The 18,860-nt window shown below is 68.8% G+C and carries 18 protein-coding genes; 12 read left to right on the top strand and 6 right to left on the bottom strand.

Annotated features, from left to right (window positions below; all coding sequences use genetic code 11):
- Positions 1-21: 21 nt before the first annotated feature.
- From AC1RSI_RS01435 to AC1RSI_RS01425, 3 genes are read right to left on the bottom strand one after another with little or no spacing between them, the layout of a single operon-like run.
- A complete protein-coding gene (locus tag AC1RSI_RS01435) occupies positions 22-867 on the bottom strand; it encodes an HpcH/HpaI aldolase/citrate lyase family protein (protein ID WP_291752524.1) in 846 nt (281 codons plus the stop codon).
- Entirely contained in the window at positions 867-1,544 is a 678-nt protein-coding gene (locus tag AC1RSI_RS01430; RefSeq protein WP_154725492.1) for an SDR family NAD(P)-dependent oxidoreductase, read from the bottom strand. Before AC1RSI_RS01430 ends, AC1RSI_RS01435 begins: the two co-directional genes overlap by 1 nt.
- Positions 1,545-1,580: 36 nt before the next feature.
- Positions 1,581-2,078, bottom strand: a complete 498-nt coding sequence (locus AC1RSI_RS01425) for a GAF domain-containing protein (RefSeq protein WP_154725493.1) — start codon at positions 2,076-2,078, stop codon at positions 1,581-1,583.
- A gap of 250 nt (positions 2,079-2,328) precedes the next feature.
- Between AC1RSI_RS01425 and AC1RSI_RS01420 the strand changes: the two genes are divergently transcribed.
- From AC1RSI_RS01420 to AC1RSI_RS01395, 6 genes are all read left to right on the top strand, one after another.
- Entirely contained in the window at positions 2,329-3,834 is a 1,506-nt protein-coding gene (locus AC1RSI_RS01420) for a tetratricopeptide repeat protein (RefSeq protein ID WP_154725494.1), read from the top strand.
- 18 nt (positions 3,835-3,852) lie between these two features.
- The gene (locus AC1RSI_RS01415) at positions 3,853-5,292 is read left to right on the top strand and encodes a right-handed parallel beta-helix repeat-containing protein (RefSeq protein ID WP_447941433.1); all 1,440 of its coding nucleotides are present in this window, start codon (positions 3,853-3,855) and stop codon (positions 5,290-5,292) included.
- A gap of 703 nt (positions 5,293-5,995) precedes the next feature.
- On the top strand, positions 5,996-7,264 hold the full coding sequence (locus tag AC1RSI_RS01410) for a cation:proton antiporter domain-containing protein (protein ID WP_052004674.1): 1,269 nt from the start codon (positions 5,996-5,998) through the stop codon (positions 7,262-7,264).
- A gap of 43 nt (positions 7,265-7,307) precedes the next feature.
- Complete coding sequence (locus AC1RSI_RS01405; protein ID WP_008261088.1) at positions 7,308-7,505, top strand: DUF2093 domain-containing protein; 198 nt, start codon at positions 7,308-7,310, stop codon at positions 7,503-7,505.
- Entirely contained in the window at positions 7,502-8,257 is a 756-nt protein-coding gene (locus tag AC1RSI_RS01400) for a M23 family metallopeptidase (RefSeq protein WP_367118294.1), read from the top strand. The genes AC1RSI_RS01405 and AC1RSI_RS01400 overlap by 4 nt, the downstream gene beginning before the upstream one ends.
- 174 nt (positions 8,258-8,431) lie before the next feature.
- Positions 8,432-8,941, top strand: coding sequence for a response regulator (locus AC1RSI_RS01395; protein WP_035305571.1), 510 nt, complete (start codon positions 8,432-8,434; stop codon positions 8,939-8,941).
- On the opposite strand, the gene AC1RSI_RS01390 is transcribed toward AC1RSI_RS01395, so the two are convergent.
- Entirely contained in the window at positions 8,884-9,813 is a 930-nt protein-coding gene (locus AC1RSI_RS01390; protein ID WP_154725749.1) for a lysophospholipid acyltransferase family protein, read from the bottom strand. The genes AC1RSI_RS01395 and AC1RSI_RS01390 overlap by 58 nt on opposite strands.
- 79 nt (positions 9,814-9,892) lie before the next feature.
- Positions 9,893-10,663, bottom strand: coding sequence for an SDR family NAD(P)-dependent oxidoreductase (locus tag AC1RSI_RS01385; RefSeq protein WP_008260395.1), 771 nt, complete (start codon positions 10,661-10,663; stop codon positions 9,893-9,895).
- Positions 10,664-10,771: 108 nt separating this feature from the next.
- Here AC1RSI_RS01385 and tipF point away from each other — a divergent pair, with 108 nt between their 5' ends.
- From tipF to AC1RSI_RS01365, 4 genes are all read left to right on the top strand, one after another.
- Positions 10,772-12,046: a flagella assembly cyclic-di-GMP phosphodiesterase TipF gene (tipF, locus tag AC1RSI_RS01380; protein WP_154725750.1), complete on the top strand. Its 1,275-nt coding sequence runs from the start codon at positions 10,772-10,774 to the stop codon at positions 12,044-12,046.
- A gap of 77 nt (positions 12,047-12,123) precedes the next feature.
- Complete coding sequence (locus AC1RSI_RS01375) at positions 12,124-12,993, top strand: TIGR01459 family HAD-type hydrolase (RefSeq protein ID WP_035305577.1); 870 nt, start codon at positions 12,124-12,126, stop codon at positions 12,991-12,993.
- A 39-nt stretch (positions 12,994-13,032) separates the two neighbouring features.
- The gene (locus AC1RSI_RS01370; RefSeq protein ID WP_008263736.1) at positions 13,033-13,494 is read left to right on the top strand and encodes a MaoC family dehydratase; all 462 of its coding nucleotides are present in this window, start codon (positions 13,033-13,035) and stop codon (positions 13,492-13,494) included.
- Complete coding sequence (locus AC1RSI_RS01365) at positions 13,494-14,423, top strand: bifunctional riboflavin kinase/FAD synthetase (RefSeq protein ID WP_008260029.1); 930 nt, start codon at positions 13,494-13,496, stop codon at positions 14,421-14,423. Before AC1RSI_RS01370 ends, AC1RSI_RS01365 begins: the two co-directional genes overlap by 1 nt.
- Positions 14,424-14,460: 37 nt before the next feature.
- On the opposite strand, the gene AC1RSI_RS01360 is transcribed toward AC1RSI_RS01365, so the two are convergent.
- Positions 14,461-14,988 carry a gamma carbonic anhydrase family protein gene (locus AC1RSI_RS01360; protein WP_154725751.1) on the bottom strand — a complete coding sequence of 176 codons (528 nt, stop codon included), beginning with the start codon at positions 14,986-14,988 and terminating at the stop codon, positions 14,461-14,463.
- Positions 14,989-15,299: 311 nt separating this feature from the next.
- Here AC1RSI_RS01360 and AC1RSI_RS01355 point away from each other — a divergent pair, with 311 nt between their 5' ends.
- On the top strand, positions 15,300-16,091 hold the full coding sequence (locus AC1RSI_RS01355) for a PhoH family protein (protein ID WP_154725752.1): 792 nt from the start codon (positions 15,300-15,302) through the stop codon (positions 16,089-16,091).
- Positions 16,092-16,539: 448 nt separating this feature from the next.
- Entirely contained in the window at positions 16,540-18,828 is a 2,289-nt protein-coding gene (locus tag AC1RSI_RS01350) for a beta-glucosidase (protein WP_052004676.1), read from the top strand.
- Positions 18,829-18,860 lie beyond the last annotated feature (32 nt).

The following is an 18,860-nucleotide window of genomic DNA, read 5'->3' as shown; positions in this document are numbered from 1 at the left end:
AGGAAACGCCGGATCGGCGCCTTACCGGCGGTTCGTCGCCTCGGCGTGTCGCGCCAGCAAGGCTTCGGCCTGGTCCAGGTGCAGACGTTCGACCATGGCGCCCCCGACCCGGATCGCGCCACGGCCCTCGGCCTCCGGCGCTGCAAAGGCTTCGACCACGGCGCGGGCCTGGGCCACCTCGGCCTCCGACGGCGAGAAGGCGGCGTTGGCGCAGGCGATCTGCGACGGATGGATCAGGCTCTTGCCGTCGAACCCGTACAGCCGTCCCTGCGCCGCCTCGGCCGCCAGTCCGTCCCCATCCTCGATCCGGTTGAACACCCCGTCGATGGCCAACAGCCCGTGCGCCCGCGCCGCCACCACCAGGGCCGCCAGCCACGGCTTGAACGGCTCGCGATCCGACGACGCGCCCGTCCCCAGCGCCTTGGCCAGGTCGTTGACCCCCAACATCAGCCCGTCCAGCCGCCCGCCCGCCGCAGCAATGTCATTCAGCGCGATCAGGCCGCGCGGCGTCTCGATCATGGCCCACAGCGCCGCCCCCGGCGCGCGGCCCGAGATCGCCTGCACCGTCTCGACCGTCTCCACCTTGGGCGCAACGATCAGGCCGGCGCCGACCTCCGCCAGAGCGTCCAGATCGTCTTCGCCCCAGTCGGTGTCCAGGGCGTTGATCCGCACCCCCAACCTCGGCCCAAACCCACCCGCCTTCACCGCCGCGACCGCCGCTTCCCGCGCCTCGACCTTGGCCTCGGGCGCCACCGCGTCCTCCAGGTCCAGAATGGCCACGTCGCAGTCCAGCGTCCGCGCCTTCTCCACCGCCCGCGCGTTCGACGCCGGCAGATACAGCACGCTGCGGACCAGATCGCCCCGCATCAGACCCGCCCGGTCACCGGCACCAGGGCGCCGGTCATGGCCCGGCTCTCGGGCGAGGCCAGGAACAGGATCACCGCCGCCAGATCGGCCGGCGCCACCCAGGTCGCCGGATCGGCGTCCGGCATGTCCTTGCGATTGGCCGGGGTGTCGATGATCGAGGGCAGGACCGCGTTGACCGTCACCGCCGTCGTCTTCAGCTCCTCCGCCAGGGCCTGGGTCAGGGCGTGAACCCCCAGCTTGGCCGCCGCATAGGCCCCCATGCCCGCGCCGGGCTTCAGCGCCGCGGCCGAGCCGACATTGACGATCCGCCCGTCCGAGGCCGCCTTCAGATACGGCAGGGCCGCGCGGCTGGCGTTCAGGGCGGTGGTCAGGTTCAGCGCCTGCATCCGGTCCCAGGCCGGCGCCGCGTCGTCCGTCGTCTGCCACACGAAGCCGCCGGCGATATTGGCCAGCACGTCCAGCCGCCCGAACCGGCTGATCACCGAGGCCACGGCCCCCTCGGCCTGGGCCGCGTCGGTCAGGTCCACCCCGCCGATCTCCAGCACCCCGGCCGGGACCGGATGGCCCTCGGCGTGGTCGATGACGGCGACCGCCAGCCCCGCCGCCCGCGCGGCCTCCAGCACGGCCCGGCCCAGCACCCCGTGCCCGCCGGTGATCACCATCACCCGTTGCGTCATCTCGTCCTCCATCCCTTCCCCCTCTTGTTCTTCAGCTCAGCCGGCGGCGAAGACCCTGGCCATCAGCCGCTCCAGCCCCGCCTGGTCCACGGCGTCGAAGGCGGCCGGCGTCGTCGCATCCACGTCGAACACGGCGATCAGCGCGCCCGCCGCGTCCAGCACCGGCACGACGATCTCGCTGGCCGAGCGGCTGTCGCAGGCGATATGGCCGGGGAAGGCGTGGACGTCCTCGACGATCTGGGTCGTGCGCGTCGCCGCCGCCGTCCCGCACACCCCGCGCCCGAAGGCGATGCGCAGACAGCCCAGCGTCCCCTGATACGGCCCGACCACCAGTTCATCCGCCTTGTCCGGCGCCACCACGTAGAAGCCCGTCCAGAAGAAGTCGTCGAAGGCGTCGGCCAGCATCGAGGCGACCGTCGCCATCCGCGCCGTCAGATTGGGCTCCCCCTCCAGCACGGCCAGCACCTCGGCCTCGACCTCGGCGTAGCGGTCAGCCTTGTCGGCGGGGCGGTCGTCGCGGGCGAGGTAGGACATGGGCGGCTCCTTCGATTCGCAGCCGATATAGGGGGCGGTCGTCTCCGACGCGAGCTTTCGTCTCAGGACCGAATTTTCTAAGCATCGGAAATCAAACAACAAGGTTCTCCGGCCTGAAAATAGGGGCTTGCTGCCGCACAGCTTTGTCGCAAAACAGCGTTAACCATGATGAACGATCGGACCTGTCGGCGCACGTGGGCGTCGTCCTGCATCATGGCGTACACAGGATTACCGGGGGCGACAGCGACTGATGAAGGAGCACGACAAAACGGCGCACGACCCCTTCCGTCTCCAGCGGCATCGCACGCCCCTGGCCGGCGGCGCCCTGGCAATCGTGGTCCTTCTGATCGCCGTTCTGCTCCTGGCCAGTTGCGGCGACGGCCGGCCGGGCTTCTGGCGTCGGGGCGGCCAGAATGACGCCGCCCTCTCCTGCCCCCGCCCCGCCTCGGTGACAGGGTCCGAGTTCAACGCCCAGGAGGCCGGTCTGCGCGCCCTGCGCCGCGCCGCCTTCCGCGGCGACGTCTTCGCCCAGCTGGAGCTGGGCTCGCGCTACGCCGCCGTCCGCGCCACCGACAAGAATATCGAGGACCCGATCGAAAGCGCGGTCTGGTACGCCATGGCCCTGGCCAATGATGAGGGCTACGCCCCGATCAACCGGGTCGAACGCAACAGGGGCGGACTGTTCGGCGGCGGCTGGCGCCCGCTGTCGCGCTACGACGACTGCCGCGCCTTCGAACGCCACCGCGCCTATCAGGTCCTGGACCGCCAGCTGTCGCGCATGAGCCGCGAGGAGCAGGAGGCGGTGCGCGACCGGGTCATCTACGTCCTCTCGACCCAGGACGCCGAGGGCTATCGCACCCTGGCCCGGCTGCATGACGGTCTGTACGGCCCGTTCGGCGAGCCCGAGGACAATCCCGAGGCGCGCGAGGCCCTGGGCCGCGCGGCCGACGGCCAGGGCCTCGGCCAGAAGCGTCCGCGCGGCGGCTACTGGGCCGCGATCAACCTGTTCCAGCGCAACGACGTCGACGCCTATCTGTACAACTATCTGGCGGTCCAGACCGGCGACGTCGGCGCCTATGTGCTGATGAAGGACTTCGAACGCTCCTCGCCCGGCCGCGCCCAGTATGCGGGTTTCGTCGAGGCCAAGGCGCGCCAGTGGACGCCGCCGTTCGAATTCTACCCGCTGGAGGCGCCGGCCTCGGGCGTCCCCTTCTCGGACGAGAGCCGGCCGCGCGGCGACGCCTATGAATACGCCCTGTCGCGGCTTCAGGGCGAACTGCCCTTCATCCATGTGGGCCGCGCCCTGCGCTATCTGGGCGTGACCCCCGAGGCCGTCACCGCGCCCGAGCAACTGTCCCGCCAACAGATCGAGGCCTTCGAGGCCATGATCGGCCATGCGACCGAAAGCCGGCTGTCCCCGGTCGAACGGGTCCGCGCCATCCAGCTGGCCGCCGTCAACGGCTCGTCCGAGGCCCAGCTGGTGCTGGCCGTCATGTACGCCGAGGGGATCGGCCTGCCCGCCGACTACGCCCGCTCGTTCAAATGGTTCAGCGAGGCGGCCCGCCAGGGCAGCCCCGAGGCCAAGTTCGCCATGTCCACATACTTCGCCCTCGGCGTCGCCGGGGTGGCGGATCAGGACAAGGCCGACGCCGTCGCCTACCGCATCGAATCCGCGCTGTCGGGCTTCGGCCCCTCGGCCTCGCGCCTGCAGGCCCTGCTGTCCCAGGTGTCCCGCGCCCAACAACAGCGCCGTTAACAGGGAGGGTCTGGTCGCATGAACATCCGCTCGCTCGCGAAAGTCTCGCTCCTCGCGGCCTTCGCCCTATCCACCCTGGCGGCCCTGCCCGACCCGGTTCAGGCTCAGGTGGCCGCCAAGGTCGAGGCCCAGACCCGGCCCAACTTCGGCGTCCTGCTGGACCCGCCGACCCGCAGCCGGCCGCGCGCCCATCGCCGCTACGACTACGGCCGTTATCGCGGCCCCGACTGGCGCCCCCTGCCCCGTCCCCCGCACCAGGAAGAGGTCGTCCTGGTCGATTGCGGCGGCAATCCCGGCTCCGGCGCGATCGAAAGCGCGGTCCAGCGCGTGCGCCCCGGCGGCACATTGATCATCCGCGCCCGGGCCGGCGCCTGCGTCGGCTGGCTGAACATCGACAAGCCGATGACCATCATCGGCGACAGCGGCTTTGATCCGCGCCGCTGGGATGCGGCGACGCCGACCCTTCAGGCGCCGGACGGCCTGCCCTGCCTGACCGTCGCGCCCGGCGTCCGGGTCGAGGTTCGCGACTTGGTCTTCGCCTCGCCCCGCGCCGGCGACGCCGCCTGCGTGGTCGGCTACAACGCCGAGATCGTCATGAGCCGGGTCGGCTTCCGCCACGTCGGCGACGAGGCCGCCATCTATGTCGACGGCGGCCTGCTGGACCTGCGCGACGTCCTGATCGACGCCCGCACCGTCTCGGCCGCCATCGTCGCCGACGGCGCCGCCGTGACCCTGTACGAGACCGCCGTCGCCGGGGCCCAGTCGGGCGTGGACCTGACGCCGGGATCGGGCGCGCCCTCCACCCTGACCTCCGTCACCCTGATCGGCTCGGAACAGCCGAACAATTTCGGCCCCCGCGCCATCGGCCTGATCGTCCGCGCCGCGCGCGACTACGGCCAGGTGGCCGTCAGCAACGCCAAGATCTGCGGCTATGTCGAGGGCGTGGCGGTCGAGGGCGCCTCGGTCTCGGTCTCCAACAGCCGGATCTGCAAGGGCGACAAGGGGGCGGTCCTCTATAACGGCGAGCTGCTGTTCGATCAGAACCGCGTCCGCGTGAACCAGGTCGGGGTCGCCGCAGCCTCGGGCCGGGCCGTGGTAACGGGCAACAGTTTCGCCGGGGTCCGCGACGCCATCTACGCCGAGGAACGGGCGACCATCCAGGCGCGCGGCAACAGCGTCTGGTCCCGCGATCTGTGCCGCCCCCGCTTCGAGAACCGCTACCGCGACCGCTACGCCCCGTCCTGGAACGGCAACGACGGCGGGTACGACTGCCAGCAGACCCCCTACCCCCGCGACTGGTGGGAGGCGGAAGACGGTCCCTATTTCGACCAGGCCTACGTCCTCGACGGCTACGACCGCTACCAGCAGGGCTATGGCTGGTACGACCGCGCCGGCCGCTACATCCCCGACGACCGCTACCGCGGCGACGACCGCTGGCGCCGCGGCGGCTGGTTCTAGGTCCGCGCCCCCTCCGTCTCGCCGGCTTCGCCGGCGATCCACCTCCCCCAAGGGGGGAGGAATGGGATGACGGAGATCCTCCCCCCTTGGGGGAGGTGGCGCGGCGCAGAGCGCCGTGACGGAGGGGGCCCGAACGGGTCCAACTATCACAATGACGCTGGTCCTGCCGTAACGATTCCAGCGGCTTGTCAGATTCTCGTCCCGACTTCCCCGCCTGGGTTCGCCCACCCCCTATAATCACTCCCGGTCTCGTCGCTTGGAGGGCTCGCTTGGCCTGCGACCTTGCGGCGGCGGGAGCGGATGGAACGGGAGCGGGGGTGCAATCCCTCCGCGCCGACGGCGTCTCAAAACGCCGTCGGAGGGTCGAGGGGGATACTCGGCCGCACTCGGGACGGTTCTTCGCAGGGACCGCCGACCCGTCGCAGGCTTATGGGGTTAGGCGATAAGACCGCCACCGCTCGGCGCCCCGAGCTTGCAGACCAACCAACCGCGCGGGGCGTCAAACCTTCGTCGAAACGGTATTTCTAGATCAAACTCCGGGCGAAGGCCCGGCGCCCCGCCCAGCCCTCCGAACTTCGCAGCGAAAGCGCGAAGACGACGCCAATTCAACCCGACGCGACACTGCGTCATCTTGTCAGACGGGGCAAAGCGCCCCACCTGAACCTATCCAAAAATCACCCCTTCGCCCGCGACAGGAGCCTTGATGCCGCATGCCGACAGCCTGATTCTCACCCTGGTCGGAGGATTCGTCCTCGCCTTCGTGTTCGGCATGTTGGCCAATCGGCTGAAGCTGTCGCCCCTGGTCGGCTATCTGGTCGCGGGCGTCGCCGTCGGCCCCTATACGGGCGGTTTCGTCGCCGACACCGAACTGGCGCCGCAACTGGCCGAGATCGGCGTCATCCTGCTGATGTTCGGGGTCGGGCTGCACTTCTCGCCCCGGGATCTGATGCAGGTGCGCAAGGTCGCCGTGCCCGGCGCCCTGGTCCAGATCGCCGTCGCCACCGTCCTGGGCTGGGCCCTGGGCCGGGTGGTGCTGGGCCTGGGGGATGTCGAGGCCCTGCTGATGGGCTTCGCCCTGTCGGTCGCCTCCACCGTGGTCCTGCTGCGCGCCCTGGAAGAGCGCAAACAGGTCAAGGGCGAGGTCGGCCGTATCGCCGTGGGCTGGCTGATCGTGGAGGACATGGTCATCGTCATCGCCCTGGTCATGCTGCCCATGATCATCGTCCCCGCCGGAACCCAGACCGATCTCGCCGCCCTGGGCATGGGCATCGGCTGGACCCTGCTGAAGGTCGGCCTGTTCGTCGCCGGCATGCTGGTCGTCGGCGGCAAGCTGATCCCCTGGCTGCTGGTCCGCATCGCCCACACCCGCTCGCGCGAGCTCTTCACCCTGGGCGTCCTGGCCATCGCCCTGGGCATCGCCTGGCTGGCCTATTATCTGTTCCATTCGTTCGCGCTCGGCGCCTTCCTGGCCGGCCTGGTGATGAACGCCTCGCCGCTGGGCCACAACGCCGCCGAACGGTCCCTGCCCCTGCGCGACGCCTTCGCCGTGCTGTTCTTCGTCTCGGTCGGCATGTTGTTCGACCCCATGATCCTGGTGCGCCAGCCCTGGGCCGTTCTGGGCGTCCTCGGCATCGTCATCATCGGCAAGTCGCTGGCCGCCCTGGCCATCGCCCGCGTCTTCAGGCTGGACCGGTCCACCGGCCTGACCGTCGCCGCCTCCCTGGCCCAGATCGGCGAGTTCTCCTTCATCCTGGCCGCCCTGGGCGTCAGCCTGGGGGCCATGAGCCGCGAGACCCACGACCTGATCCTGGCCGCCGCCCTGCTGTCGATCTCGCTGAACCCCTTCGTCTTCCTGTTCACCGACCGGATGGGCGGCCGGCCCCGCCCGCCGGTCTCGGGCTCGCCCGAGGCCAAACAGGCCGCCATCGATCACAAGGCCGAAATGGCCGGCCCCAACCCGGCGACGGCGTGAAACTGTCCTTGGCCTCGAACCCCGATCATCGTTAACTGACCCCATGGACGCGACGAACACGACACAGGCCGCCCTCCACTATGGCGACGGCGAATTCGCGGTGTTGAAACCGGGACGGTTCGTGCGCTGCGCCGTCACGGAAAAGCCTATCCCGCTGGAGGTGCTGCGCTACTGGAGCCCGACCCGGCAGGAGGCCTATTTCGGCCCGGCCGAGTTCATCGCCCGGATGACCGCCCCTTGATCGGCCGCCGCCCGCTGCTGCTCGGCTTCGGCGCGGCCCTGGCGACCCCGCGGATGCTGGGCGCCTCGGCCCCGGCTCAGGGCGCGGTCGATCTGGTCCTGAACGGCGCCTGGCGTCAGGGCGGCTACGCCCTGGGCCGCACCGAGCCGCGCGCCCTGATCCTCGTGGACGGCGAGGCCCTGTCCACCGCCTCGACCGACGGCCTCTTCATCGTCGGCTTCGACCGCGACGCCCCCGCCCTGGCCGAGATCGAGGTCCGATCCGGCGCCCGATCCACCCGCCGCGTCCTGGACGTCGCGCCCTACGCCTTCCCCTCGACCCGCGTGGACGGCCTGCCGCCCGCCACGGTCGAACCCAGCGATCCGGCGCTTCTGGACCGCATCCGCCAGGAGGTCGCCCTCAAGACCGAGGCCTTCGCCAGCCGGGCCGACGCCGACGACTTCCGCGACGGCTTCATCTGGCCGCTCGAGACCTACCGCATCTCCAGCGAATGGGGCGCCCAGCGTATCCTGAACGGCACGCCCGCGCGGCCCCATTACGGCGTCGATCTGGCCGCCCCGGCCGGGACCGTGATCCGCGCCCCGGCCGACGGCCGCATCGTCTTCACCCGCCCGGACATGCATTTCGAGGGCGGTCTGACCCTGATCGACCACGGCCAGGGCCTGATCAGCGCCTATCTGCACCAGTCGCAACTGGACGTGACCCCGAACCAGCCCGCCGGCGCGGCGATCCCCTGGGCCGCGTCGGCATGACGGGCCGCGCCACCGGCCCCCATCTGTGCTGGCGCCTGAAATGGCGCGACCGCAATCTGGACCCGTCCCTGCTGGTCGGCGCCCGCGCGCCCCGGCGTCTGGCCTGATTTTATGGCTCAGCTTGCGAGAGTAAGGATAAACACGTAGTTTCCCCGCCTCGCTTCGGGGGCTCCGATGTCATCGCTTCAATCGCTGGCCGTTCTGCTGGTGGACGACAATCAGCATATGCGCGCCATCACCTCGGCCGTGCTGAATTCCGCCGGCATCCACAAGGTTCACGAAGCGCCCGACGGCGCCGTGGCCCTTGACATTCTTAGCCACCAGCCCGTCGATCTGGCCATCGTCGACTACAACATGTTCCCGCTGGACGGCGTCGAGTTCACGCGGCTGGTCCGCACCGGCCCGGACAGCGCCAACATCTACCTGCCCATCATCATGATGAGCGGCCATGCCGAAAAGAGCCGCATCTATGCGGCCCGCGACGCCGGCGTCACCGAATTCCTGGTCAAGCCGATCACCGCCAAGGCCATCCTCGACCGGATAAACGCGGTCATCCTCAAGCCCCGCGCCTTCATCAAGACGAGCGCCTACTGCGGTCCCTGCCGCCGACGTCGCGACGTCGAGGCCTATGCCGGGCCGTTCCGCCGCGCCGCCGATTCCAGGCGATCGCCCAGGGCCGCATAGACCCTGTCCGGCCAGCGCCGGTGAACCCAGAACCAGTCCTCCGGAACCTCGCGAACCCGATCCTCGACGAAGCGGTTCACCGCCTGGACGCCCGCCAGCACGTCAGCCGCCTTGTCCGCGGTCTCGGGGATCATGATCGGCTCATGCGCCGTCACCCGGAACCGCACGCCGGGCAGACGCACCACCGACAGGGGCTGAATCACCGCCCCGAACTTCAGCGCCAGTCGCGCCGCCCCCGGCGAGGCGTTGACCGGCTGACCAAAGAACTCGACCTCCGGCCCCTGATTGTATTTCTGATCGACCAGAAGCGCGATGGAATCGCCCCGCTTCATCCCCGCCATCAGCTCGCGCGTCCCGTCGCCCTTGGGCGCGAACAGGCGAATGCCGTAGCGCTCGCGGCTCTGGCGGATCAGGGCGTCCACATAGGGATTGTTCGCCGCCCGATAGGTCACCTGGCACGGCAGGCCCGAGGCCATGATCACCGCCGCCATGACTTCGAAATTCGCCAGATGGCCCGAGATCAGCACCGCCGCCTTGCCGCTGTCACGCAGGGCGTGCAGCCGCTCCATCCCGACCACCTCGACCCGCCCGCCCTCGGGCGTCAGCTGATCCATGACCGCCAGTTCGGCGAAGGTCCGCCCCGTCCGGTCCCACTGTTCCAGCGCCAGAGCCTCGCGCTGGGCGTCCGTCATGTCGGGGAAGGCGATCCGCAGATTGCGCATCACCGTCTTCTGGGTGCCCGTCTTCGGTCCCAGCGTCCGCAACAGCCAGCCGCCCAGGCCCGAGGCGCGCTCGACCCCGAGCAGGCGCAGGAACGAAAACAGCGCCTGGAAGGCGACGGCCTGCAGGCGCCAGATCAGGTCCTGCCGCACGCTTGTGGCGCTGCCGCCCCTCGGGCTGTTTGAGCGCGCCTCTGAGGCGCGCTCAAACTTCGGCTCTTCTCGCGTGTTTTCACCAGGCAATCGTCAATCCACCGTCCACCACAAGGGTCTGCCCCGTCACATAGGCCGAGGCGGGGCTGCACAGATAGACCGCCGTGCCGGCGATTTCATCCGGCTGGCCGATCCTTTTCAGCGGCGCGGGCTCCGTCACCGTCTTCAGCAGCTCCGGATTCTCCCACAGATATTTGGCGAAATCGGTTTGGACCAGGCCCGGGGCGATACAGTTGACCCGCACGTTCGACGGGCCCCACTCCACCGCCAGGTTCCGCACCAGCTGCATGTCGGCCGCCTTGGAGATATTGTAGGCGCCGATCAGGGCGTTGCCGCGCAGGCCGCCGATGGACGAGATCACCAGGATCGCCCCGTCCTTGCGCTCCACCATCTGCGGCGCGACCATCTGGATCAGCCAATGGTTCGAGATGACGTTATTCTGCAGGATCTTCTCGAACTGATCGTCGGCGATCCCGCCCATCGGCCCGGCGTAGGGATTGGTCGCGGCGTTGCAGACCAGGATGTCGATCTGACCGAAGGCGGCGTTCGTCTCGTCCACCAGCCGCTGCAGATCCTCCTTGGAGGCGATATTGGCGGGAACCGCGATGGCGCGCCCCTCGCCGTACTTGCCGTTGATCTCGGCGGCGACCTCGTCGCACGGCCCGGCCTTGCGCGAGGAGATGACCACCTTGGCCCCGTGTTCGGCCAGCCGCTCGGCGATCGCCTTGCCTATGCCCCGCGACGAGCCGGTGATGATGGCGACCTTGCCGGTGAGATCGAACAGTTCCATTGGGTTTCCCTTGAGTTCCGCCGGGTTATTTGCGCCCCGGCTCTAGCCGAACGACATTGATAGCCTGATACTCAGGCGATTCCATCCGGGAGTGGCCACCGCCAGCCGATGCGTAACCTGACCACGGGCTTTCTGTACTTCGCCTATCTGTTCCTCGGCATGACCGTGGGGGCGTTCCTGTGGCGTGCGGGCCTGGGCGCCGGCGCGGGCGTGGCGGGCGCGCTCGGGGCGCTGGGTCTGCTGGGCGCCTTCCACGGCATCGTCACGGGCGTCGCCGCCCGTCACGCCCTGAAGAAGGAGATCGACCAGGTCCGCGAGGCCCACCGCCTGCTGGCCGATGCGATGGAGTCGACCCAGGGCGCCCTGACCGAACTGGCCCACGCCATCGAGAGCGGCGCCCTGTCAGACACAGACGCCCTGACCGGCGAAGTGCGAATGCTGGAGACCCTGGTCCAGCAGATGAGCGAGAGCATCGACCACCGGCTGTCGGCCGCCCCCAGCATCGGGGTCGAGACCTTCGAAGGCCGGCGCCAGGCCCAGTCGAACGTCCTGCTGCGCACCATCCACGAGGCGCTCAGCGAGGGTCGGGTGGACCTCTATCTTCAGCCCGTCGTATCCCTGCCCCAGCGCCGCACGATCTTTTACGAGAGCTTCACCCGCCTGCGCGACGCGACCGACCGGGTCATGATGCCGGCCGAATATCTGTCGCTGGCCGAAGGCGAGGGCCTGGTGCCCGCCATCGACAATCTGCTGCTGTTCCGCTGCGCCCAGATCGTGCGCCGGCTGGCGCGCCAGGACCGCAAGGTCGGGGTCTTCTGCAACGTGGCCCTGACCTCGCTGGGCGACGAGACCTTCTTCCCGCGTTTCCTGGAGTTCCTCAGCGAGAACCGCGATCTGAACCAGGCCCTGATCTTCGAGCTGGGCCAGGCCAATTTCGACGCGCGCGGCGCCGTGGAGGCGCGCAACATGGCGCGGCTGGCCGACATGGGATTCCGCTTCTCGCTGGACAAGGTCCAGACGCTGGACCTCGACTTCGCCGACCTGCAGCGGGCGGACGTCAAGTTCATCAAGGTGTCGGCCGACCTGCTGATCGAACAGCTTCTGGATCTCGACGGCGGAGCGCCGCTGCGCTCCATGCCCGACATCCAGGCCGCCGACTTCGCCGCCCTGACCCGCCGCTACGGCGTCGAGGTCATCGCCGAAAAGGTCGAGAACGAGCGTCAGGTCGTCGACATCCTCGAGCTGGACGTCGCGATGGGCCAGGGCCACCTGTTCGGCGAACCCCGCGCCATCAAGGAACAGGTGCTGGCCGAGACCGACCCGCCCGCCGACTTCCTGCGCTCCACCCTGCGCAGCGCCGAACAAAGGCGTCGGTTCAGCTGAACCGGCCTGTCTGCCTCCTCCCCATTTGATGGGGAGGAGACTTTCGTCATGGTGTCCGAGCGGCTACTCAGACGCCCATGACCCTCCCCCACGCCCTGCCCCACCTCGGCGCCGTCGCCGGCGATTATGACATCCTGCTCTGCGACGTCTGGGGGGTGATCCACAACGGGCGCGAAAGCTGGGCGACCCCGTGCGAGGCTCTGATGCGGTTCAACCGCGAGGGCGGGCATGTGGTGCTGATCTCCAACTCGCCCCGACCGGCCTCGGACGTGATCGCCCAGTTGGACGGCCTGGGCGTGCCGCGCGAGGCCTGGAAGGCCTTCGTCACCTCCGGGGACGCCACGCGCGCCGAACTGGCCAAGCGGGCGCCCGGCCCGGCCTGGATCGTCGGGCCAGAGCGTGACGCCCCCCTCTACGCCGGACTGGGGCTGGACCGCGCCGCCGGCGCAGAGGACGCCGCCTTCATCTCCGTCACCGGCCCCGTGGACGACACGACCGAGACGCCTGAGGACTATCGCGAGCGGTTCGCGGTCGGCGCGGCGCGCGATCTGGAGCTGATCTGCGCCAACCCCGATCGGGTGGTTCAGCGCGGCGACAAGCTGATCTATTGCGGCGGGGCGCTGGCCGACCTGTACGAGTCGCTGGGCGGTCGGGTCGTCATGGCCGGCAAGCCCTATGCCCCGATCTATGATCTGGCGATCAAGGAGGCGCAGACGCTGCTGGGCCGGCCGGTCGATCGGTCGCGCGTCCTGTGCATCGGCGACGGCGTCGTCACCGACATCATGGGGGCCAACGCCCAGGCCCTGGACTGCCTGTTCATCGCCCAGGGCATCCACGGCGACCAGGCCCGAGGCGAGGATGGGACGCTGGATCCCGCCCGCGCCAGCGATCTGCTGAAGGCTGAAACAACATATGCGCGATACGCCGCGCTCGAACTCGCCTGGTAAGGCTCGCCATTTTGTCGCACCGCAGCTAAAGCCTGCAGCATGGTCGAATTGGTTCAGCAGCATCCGTCCGGTGGTTACATCCTGGACGAACTTCACGTCGGCATGGCCGCCGAGAAAATCGTGGTCGCCACGGAGGACCGGATTCGGCTGTTCGCCGAGGCGTCCGACGACTTCAACCCTGTCCACCTGGACGAGGCCTTTGCGTCCAAGACCGCCTATCGCGGCCGGATCGCGCATGGCCTGCTGAGCGCCTCGTTCGGATCGGCCGTGGTCGGCACCATCCTGCCGGGCGCCGGGTCGATCTACATCTCCCAGACCCTGGCCTTTCATCAGCCGGTGCGGATCGACGACGTCGTCCGCATCCTGATTACGGTGATCGAGGTCGAGGCCGAGAGCGCACGGGTCAAGCTGAGCTGCGAAGGCTTTGTCGGCGAGACCATGATCATGGACGGCGTCGCCGTCGTCCGCGTTCCGCGCCGGCGCAAGCCCTCCCAGCGCTGATGCAGATCGTCCGCGACTGGCGCGACCTGCCGAACGCCCTGAGGGGCGCAGCGGTCGCGGTCGGCGCCTTCGACGGCGTGCACCGGGGGCATCAGGCGGTCATTGCGGGCGCAAAGGCCGCCGCCGAACGGCTGGGCGCGCCGCTCGGCGTGGTCAGTTTCGATCCCCATCCGCGCCGCTGGTTCCAGCCCGAGGCGGCGCCCTTTCGCCTGATGACGGCGGACCAGATGGCCCAGGCCCTGGCGCCCCTGGGGGTCGACATCCTGTATCTGCTGCCGTTCGACGGCGAGATGGCGGGCATGAGCGATGCGGACTTCGCCGAAAAGGTGCTGGCGCGGGGGCTTGGCGTGCGCCATGCCGCCGTCGGCTTCGACTTCACCTTCGGCAAGGGGCGGTCCGGCTCGCCCGAAGCCTTGAAGACCTATGGCGAGCGGCTGGGCTTCACGGTTTCGGTGGCCGAGCGGCTGGATGACGCCGACGGGCTGAAACTGTCATCCAGCGCCGTGCGGGAAGCCCTGAAGGCCGGGGACATGGACCGGGCCGCCGCCATCCTGGGCCGCCCCTTTGCTCTTCAGGGCGAGGTGATCCACGGCGACAAGCGCGGCCGCACCATCGGCGTGCCGACCGCCAACATCGCGCTGGGCGATTACATGCGCCCCGCCTACGGCGTCTATGCGACCCGCAGCCGTCTGGCGGACGGGCGGGTCGTCAACGGCGTCGCCAGCCTGGGCGTGCGGCCCATGTATGCGCTGGAGACCCCGCTGCTCGAGGTCTGGCTGTTCGATTTCGACAGCGACCTGTACGGCCAGGTCATCGAGACGGAACTGGTCGCCTGGCTGCGCGGCGAGGAAAGCTTCGACGGGCTGGGCGCCCTGAAGGCCCAGATCGACAAGGACGCCGACGCGGCGCGAAGGATTCTAGCCTCCTGATCCCGCGCATCCCGGCGCTAGCCGGGTTGAGCGGAGACTAGAGGGCGCGCAGATCCGCCGCGAACCGTTTCCAGTTCTGCACGTAATGTTCGGCCGACATCTGCAGGACGGCGATCTGGTCGGGATCGCGCTCTCGCACCACCTTGCCCGGCTGGCCCACGACCAGACTGTTGTCGGGAATGATCTTGCCCTCGGTCAGCAGGGCGTTCGCGCCGATGATGCAGTTGCGGCCGATCTTCACCCCGTTCAGCACCACCGCCCCGATGCCGATCAGGCTGTAGTCGCCGACCTCGCAGCCATGCAGCGTGGCCTGGTGGCCGACGGTGACGCCCCGGCCCAGGGTCAGGGGCGAGCCCATGTCGGTGTGCAGGACGCTGCCGTCCTGGATGTTGCTGTCGGGCCCCACAACGATCGGCTCGTTGTCGCCACGCAGCACCGCGCCGAACCAGACGCTGGCGTTGGGGTGCAGAATCACGTTCCCAATCACCGATGCGCTCGGCGCGACCCAGTATTCGCCGGGCGCGGGAAACTGCGGTTTGCTGTCGCCCAATGTGTAAATGGTCATCAGAACGCCGCCTAATCTTCTAAAAACGAGGGCTTTAACAGATTTCTAACCACGTTAGCATCAGAGTGTTGATGCGATTCGTGGGTCGCCATTTCGGCCCCGGATCCGAAGCCGGATCAAGCCCGATCCGGTCATTAGTCGGGGCTTCGCGTGGCGCGTTGGGATCCGGGTTCGGTTGTTGGGCGGCGGGTCAGTCCCGTTTCTGACGGCCAAGCTGTCGATCCGGGCGGCCGTCACGACACGGGCCACGGCCTTTTCCTCCCCAAGACCAGCCAAGGCGGAACCCGTATGGGTCCGCCTTTTTTCATGCCCTGGAGACGTCCATGACAAAGCGTGCGGCAATGAAGCGTCAGTCCCGTGAAAACGGAATCCTGGATTCGCGGGAGTTCATGGAGGAGTCGAAGGTGCGTCGGCTCCACGCCCCCCATAACGAACGGTCAGGATGGTCGCCCCATTCCTCGAACGACGACCGCGAGCAGGGCTATCTGAAGACGCTGAAGCCGAAGTCGGAGGGCCAGACGGAAATGATGGCGGCCATCGACGCGCATAATCTGGTCATGGCGCTGGGCCCGGCAGGCACGGGCAAGACCTATCTGGCCGTGGCCAAGGCGGTCGAGGCGCTGGAGGCCGGCAAGGTCGGCCGCATCGTGCTGAGCCGCCCCGCCGTCGAGGCCGGGGAGTCGATCGGCTTCCTGCCCGGCGACATGGAGGACAAGCTGGCCCCCTATCTGCGCCCGCTTTACGACGCCCTTTCGGACCGGCTGAGCATGAAGCGGGTCAAGGCCCTGATGGCGGAGGGCCTGATCGAGATCGCGCCCATCGGCTATATGCGCGGCCGCACCCTGAACAACGCCTTCATCGTCGTCGACGAGGCCCAGAACTGCACCTACGTCCAGCTGAAGATGCTGCTGACGCGGCTGGGCTGGCATTCGACCATGGTGGTCACGGGCGACCCGCAGCAGTCCGACCTGCTGCCGGGCATTTCCGGCCTGGCCGATATTTCGGCCCGTCTGGAGGCCATCGACGAAATCGCCGTGGTGCGCCTCGCCGAACGCGACATCGTGCGCCACCCGCTGGTGGCCTCGATGATCGGGGTGATCTGAGCCCGAACCGCCCTGCATCCAAGCTTCTCTGTGTCGTCAGACGGACCGGCGAACCCAGGCGCAGTGCGCGCCTGGGTTTTACGCTTAGGTGCGCCCGGGCGGACTTGCGCTGCGGCGTTTGACTGGACCTCTGACTGAAACGACTTGTGATCCGGCCATCAGGCATAACGCCGTTCCATTACATCCATTTCGTATTGTGAACGCTCTCAATCCGTGCTTTCCTTTGCTTGCGAGAGGACAAAGATCCTCCGTGCAGGGAGCGGAACGATCATCGGCCATTCGGGCCGGCGAACCACGGCGCGACAAACGCCATCCGCAAACATGATCGAAAAGCTCGCCTCGGCGAGCAACGATGTCGGCTGCCCGCCGTCATCCCCGATGGTGTGCGCCGCGTCCCAACTTCTGTTCTGACGGCCGTCGCCGTCCCTGGATGAGTTTGGGAGCCGGCATGAATTTCCTCTCGTTGTCGCTGATCAGTCGTCTCGCCCTGGCGACGGCCATCGGCATGACGCCTGTCGCGGTCTTCGCCCAGACGGACGGCCGGGCAGTCTCGAGCGAACCCGCCTCGGCCACCCCAGTCCCAACCGAAGCCGCCGCCCGGGCCGACGCCTTGCTGGCCCGGATGACGCGTGACGAGAAGTTGCAACTGATCCACGGCTACTTCCCGCCGATGGCCGCGCAGACGCCCGGCGCCCCCGTCGCCGACATGATTCCTTCGGCCGGCCATATCCCCGGCATACCCCGCCTGGGCATACCGACCCTGCGCGAAAGCGACGCCAGCCTGGGCGTCGCCAACCAGGTCGAACAGCGCAAGGGCGACGTCGCCACCGCCCTGCCCTCCAGCCTGGCGACGGCCGCCACCTTCGATCCCGAGATCGCCTATGCCGGCGGGGCCATGATCGGGTCCGAGGCGCGGGCCAAGACCTTCAACATCCTGCTGGCCGGCGGGGTGAACCTCACCCGCGATCCGTGGAACGGACGGAATTTCGAATATCTGGGCGAGGATCCGCTGCTGGCCGGGGTCATGGCCGGGGACCATATCCGCGGCGTCCAGTCGAATAAGATCGTCTCGACCATCAAGCATTTCGCCTTCAACTCGCAAGAGACCGGGCGGATGATCATGGACGCGCGCCTGGACGAGGCGTCCCTGCGCGAAAGCGACCTGCTGGCCTTCCAGATCGCCATCGAGCGGGGAAATCCCGGCTCGGTCATGTGCGCCTACAACAAGGTCAACGGCGACTGGGCCTGCGAGAACGACTTCCTGCTGAACCAGGTGCTGAAGCGCGACTGGAAGTACGACGGCTGGGTCATGTCCGACTGGGGCGCGGTCCATTCGACCGAGAAGGCGGCCCTGGCGGGACTGGACCAGGCCTCGGGCCAGGAGCTGGACCGGGCCCTGTATTTCGACGCCCCCTTCCGTGAAGCCCTGGACGCCGGGCGGATCCCCGAGGCGCGGCTGGACGACATGGTGCGTCGCCTGCTGGTCGGCCTGATCGAGACCGGGGTGCTGGACGCGCCGGTGGTCACGACCCCGCAGCCCATCGACTACGCCCGGAACGCCGAGATCGCCCAGCGCGCGGCCGAGGCGGGGATCGTGCTGCTGAAGAACGAGGGCGGGGTCCTGCCCCTGGCCAGGACGGCGAAGCGGATCGTGCTCATCGGCGGCCATGCCGATGTCGGCGTGCTGTCGGGCGGAGGATCGTCCCAGGTGCGGTCGGTCGGCGGCGCGCCGGTCGAGATTCCGCTGACCTCAGGCGCTGCGGCGTCTTTCGCGCGGATGACCTGGCATGCGTCCTCGCCGCTGAACGCGATCCGCGCCGTCACGCCGGACGCGACCGTGACCTATGTCGATGGCAGGGATCCTGCGGCGGCGGCTGCGGCGGCGCGCGCGGCGGACATCGCCGTCGTCTTCGCCACCCAGTGGACCACAGAGGCCCAGGACGTCGAGAGCCTGTCGCTGCCGGACGACCAGGACGGGCTGATCGAGGCCGTGGCCGCCGCCAACGCCAGGACGGTGGTGGTGCTGGAGACCGGCGGGCCGGTGCTGATGCCTTGGCTGGAGAAGCCCCCGGCGGTGATCCAGGCCTGGTACCCCGGCCAGCGCGGCGGCGAAGCCATCGCCCGCATCCTGTTCGGCGAGGTCAATCCGTCCGGCCGCCTGCCGATCACCTTCCCCGCCTCGGCCGATCAGGCGCCGCGCCCGACCGTGCCAGGCCTGGCCGAGATGAAGGCCGTGGACGCCGCCTCCGCCTCCAACCCCGGGGCGCCGCAGGGGGCCGTGCTGCAGCCCTTCGCCGTCGATTATGTCGAGGGATCGGACGTCGGTTACCGCTGGTACGAACGCGAGGGACGCAAACCCCTGTTCCCGTTCGGTTACGGCCTCAGCTACACAAGCTTCGCCTATTCCAACCTGGCGGTCTCGAACACCCAGGGTCTGAGCGTCGCCGTCGATGTGACCAACAGCGGCGACCGGGCGGGAGCCGAGGTGGCCCAGCTGTATGTCGCCTCGGCCGACCAGCCCAGGCGTCTGGCCGCCTTTGCGCGGATGACGCTGTCGCCGGGCGAGACGCGTCGCATCGTGCTGAAGGCCGAGCCGCGCATCCTGGCCGAATATGACACCGCATTGCCCGGCTGGCGCATCGCGCCGGGCGATTACCGCATCACCGTCGCCCGCGACGCCGCCGAGGCGGGGTTGAGCGCGAACGTCACGCTTTCAGGGTCGATCATCAAGCCTTGAGCCAATGCCGCACAACAAAAACGCGGCGCCAA

The organism is Brevundimonas sp. GW821-FHT10E09 (assembly GCF_058809375.1).
Note: the sequence above shows the minus strand (reverse complement) of the source record. Positions and strands in the feature narration are given on the sequence as shown.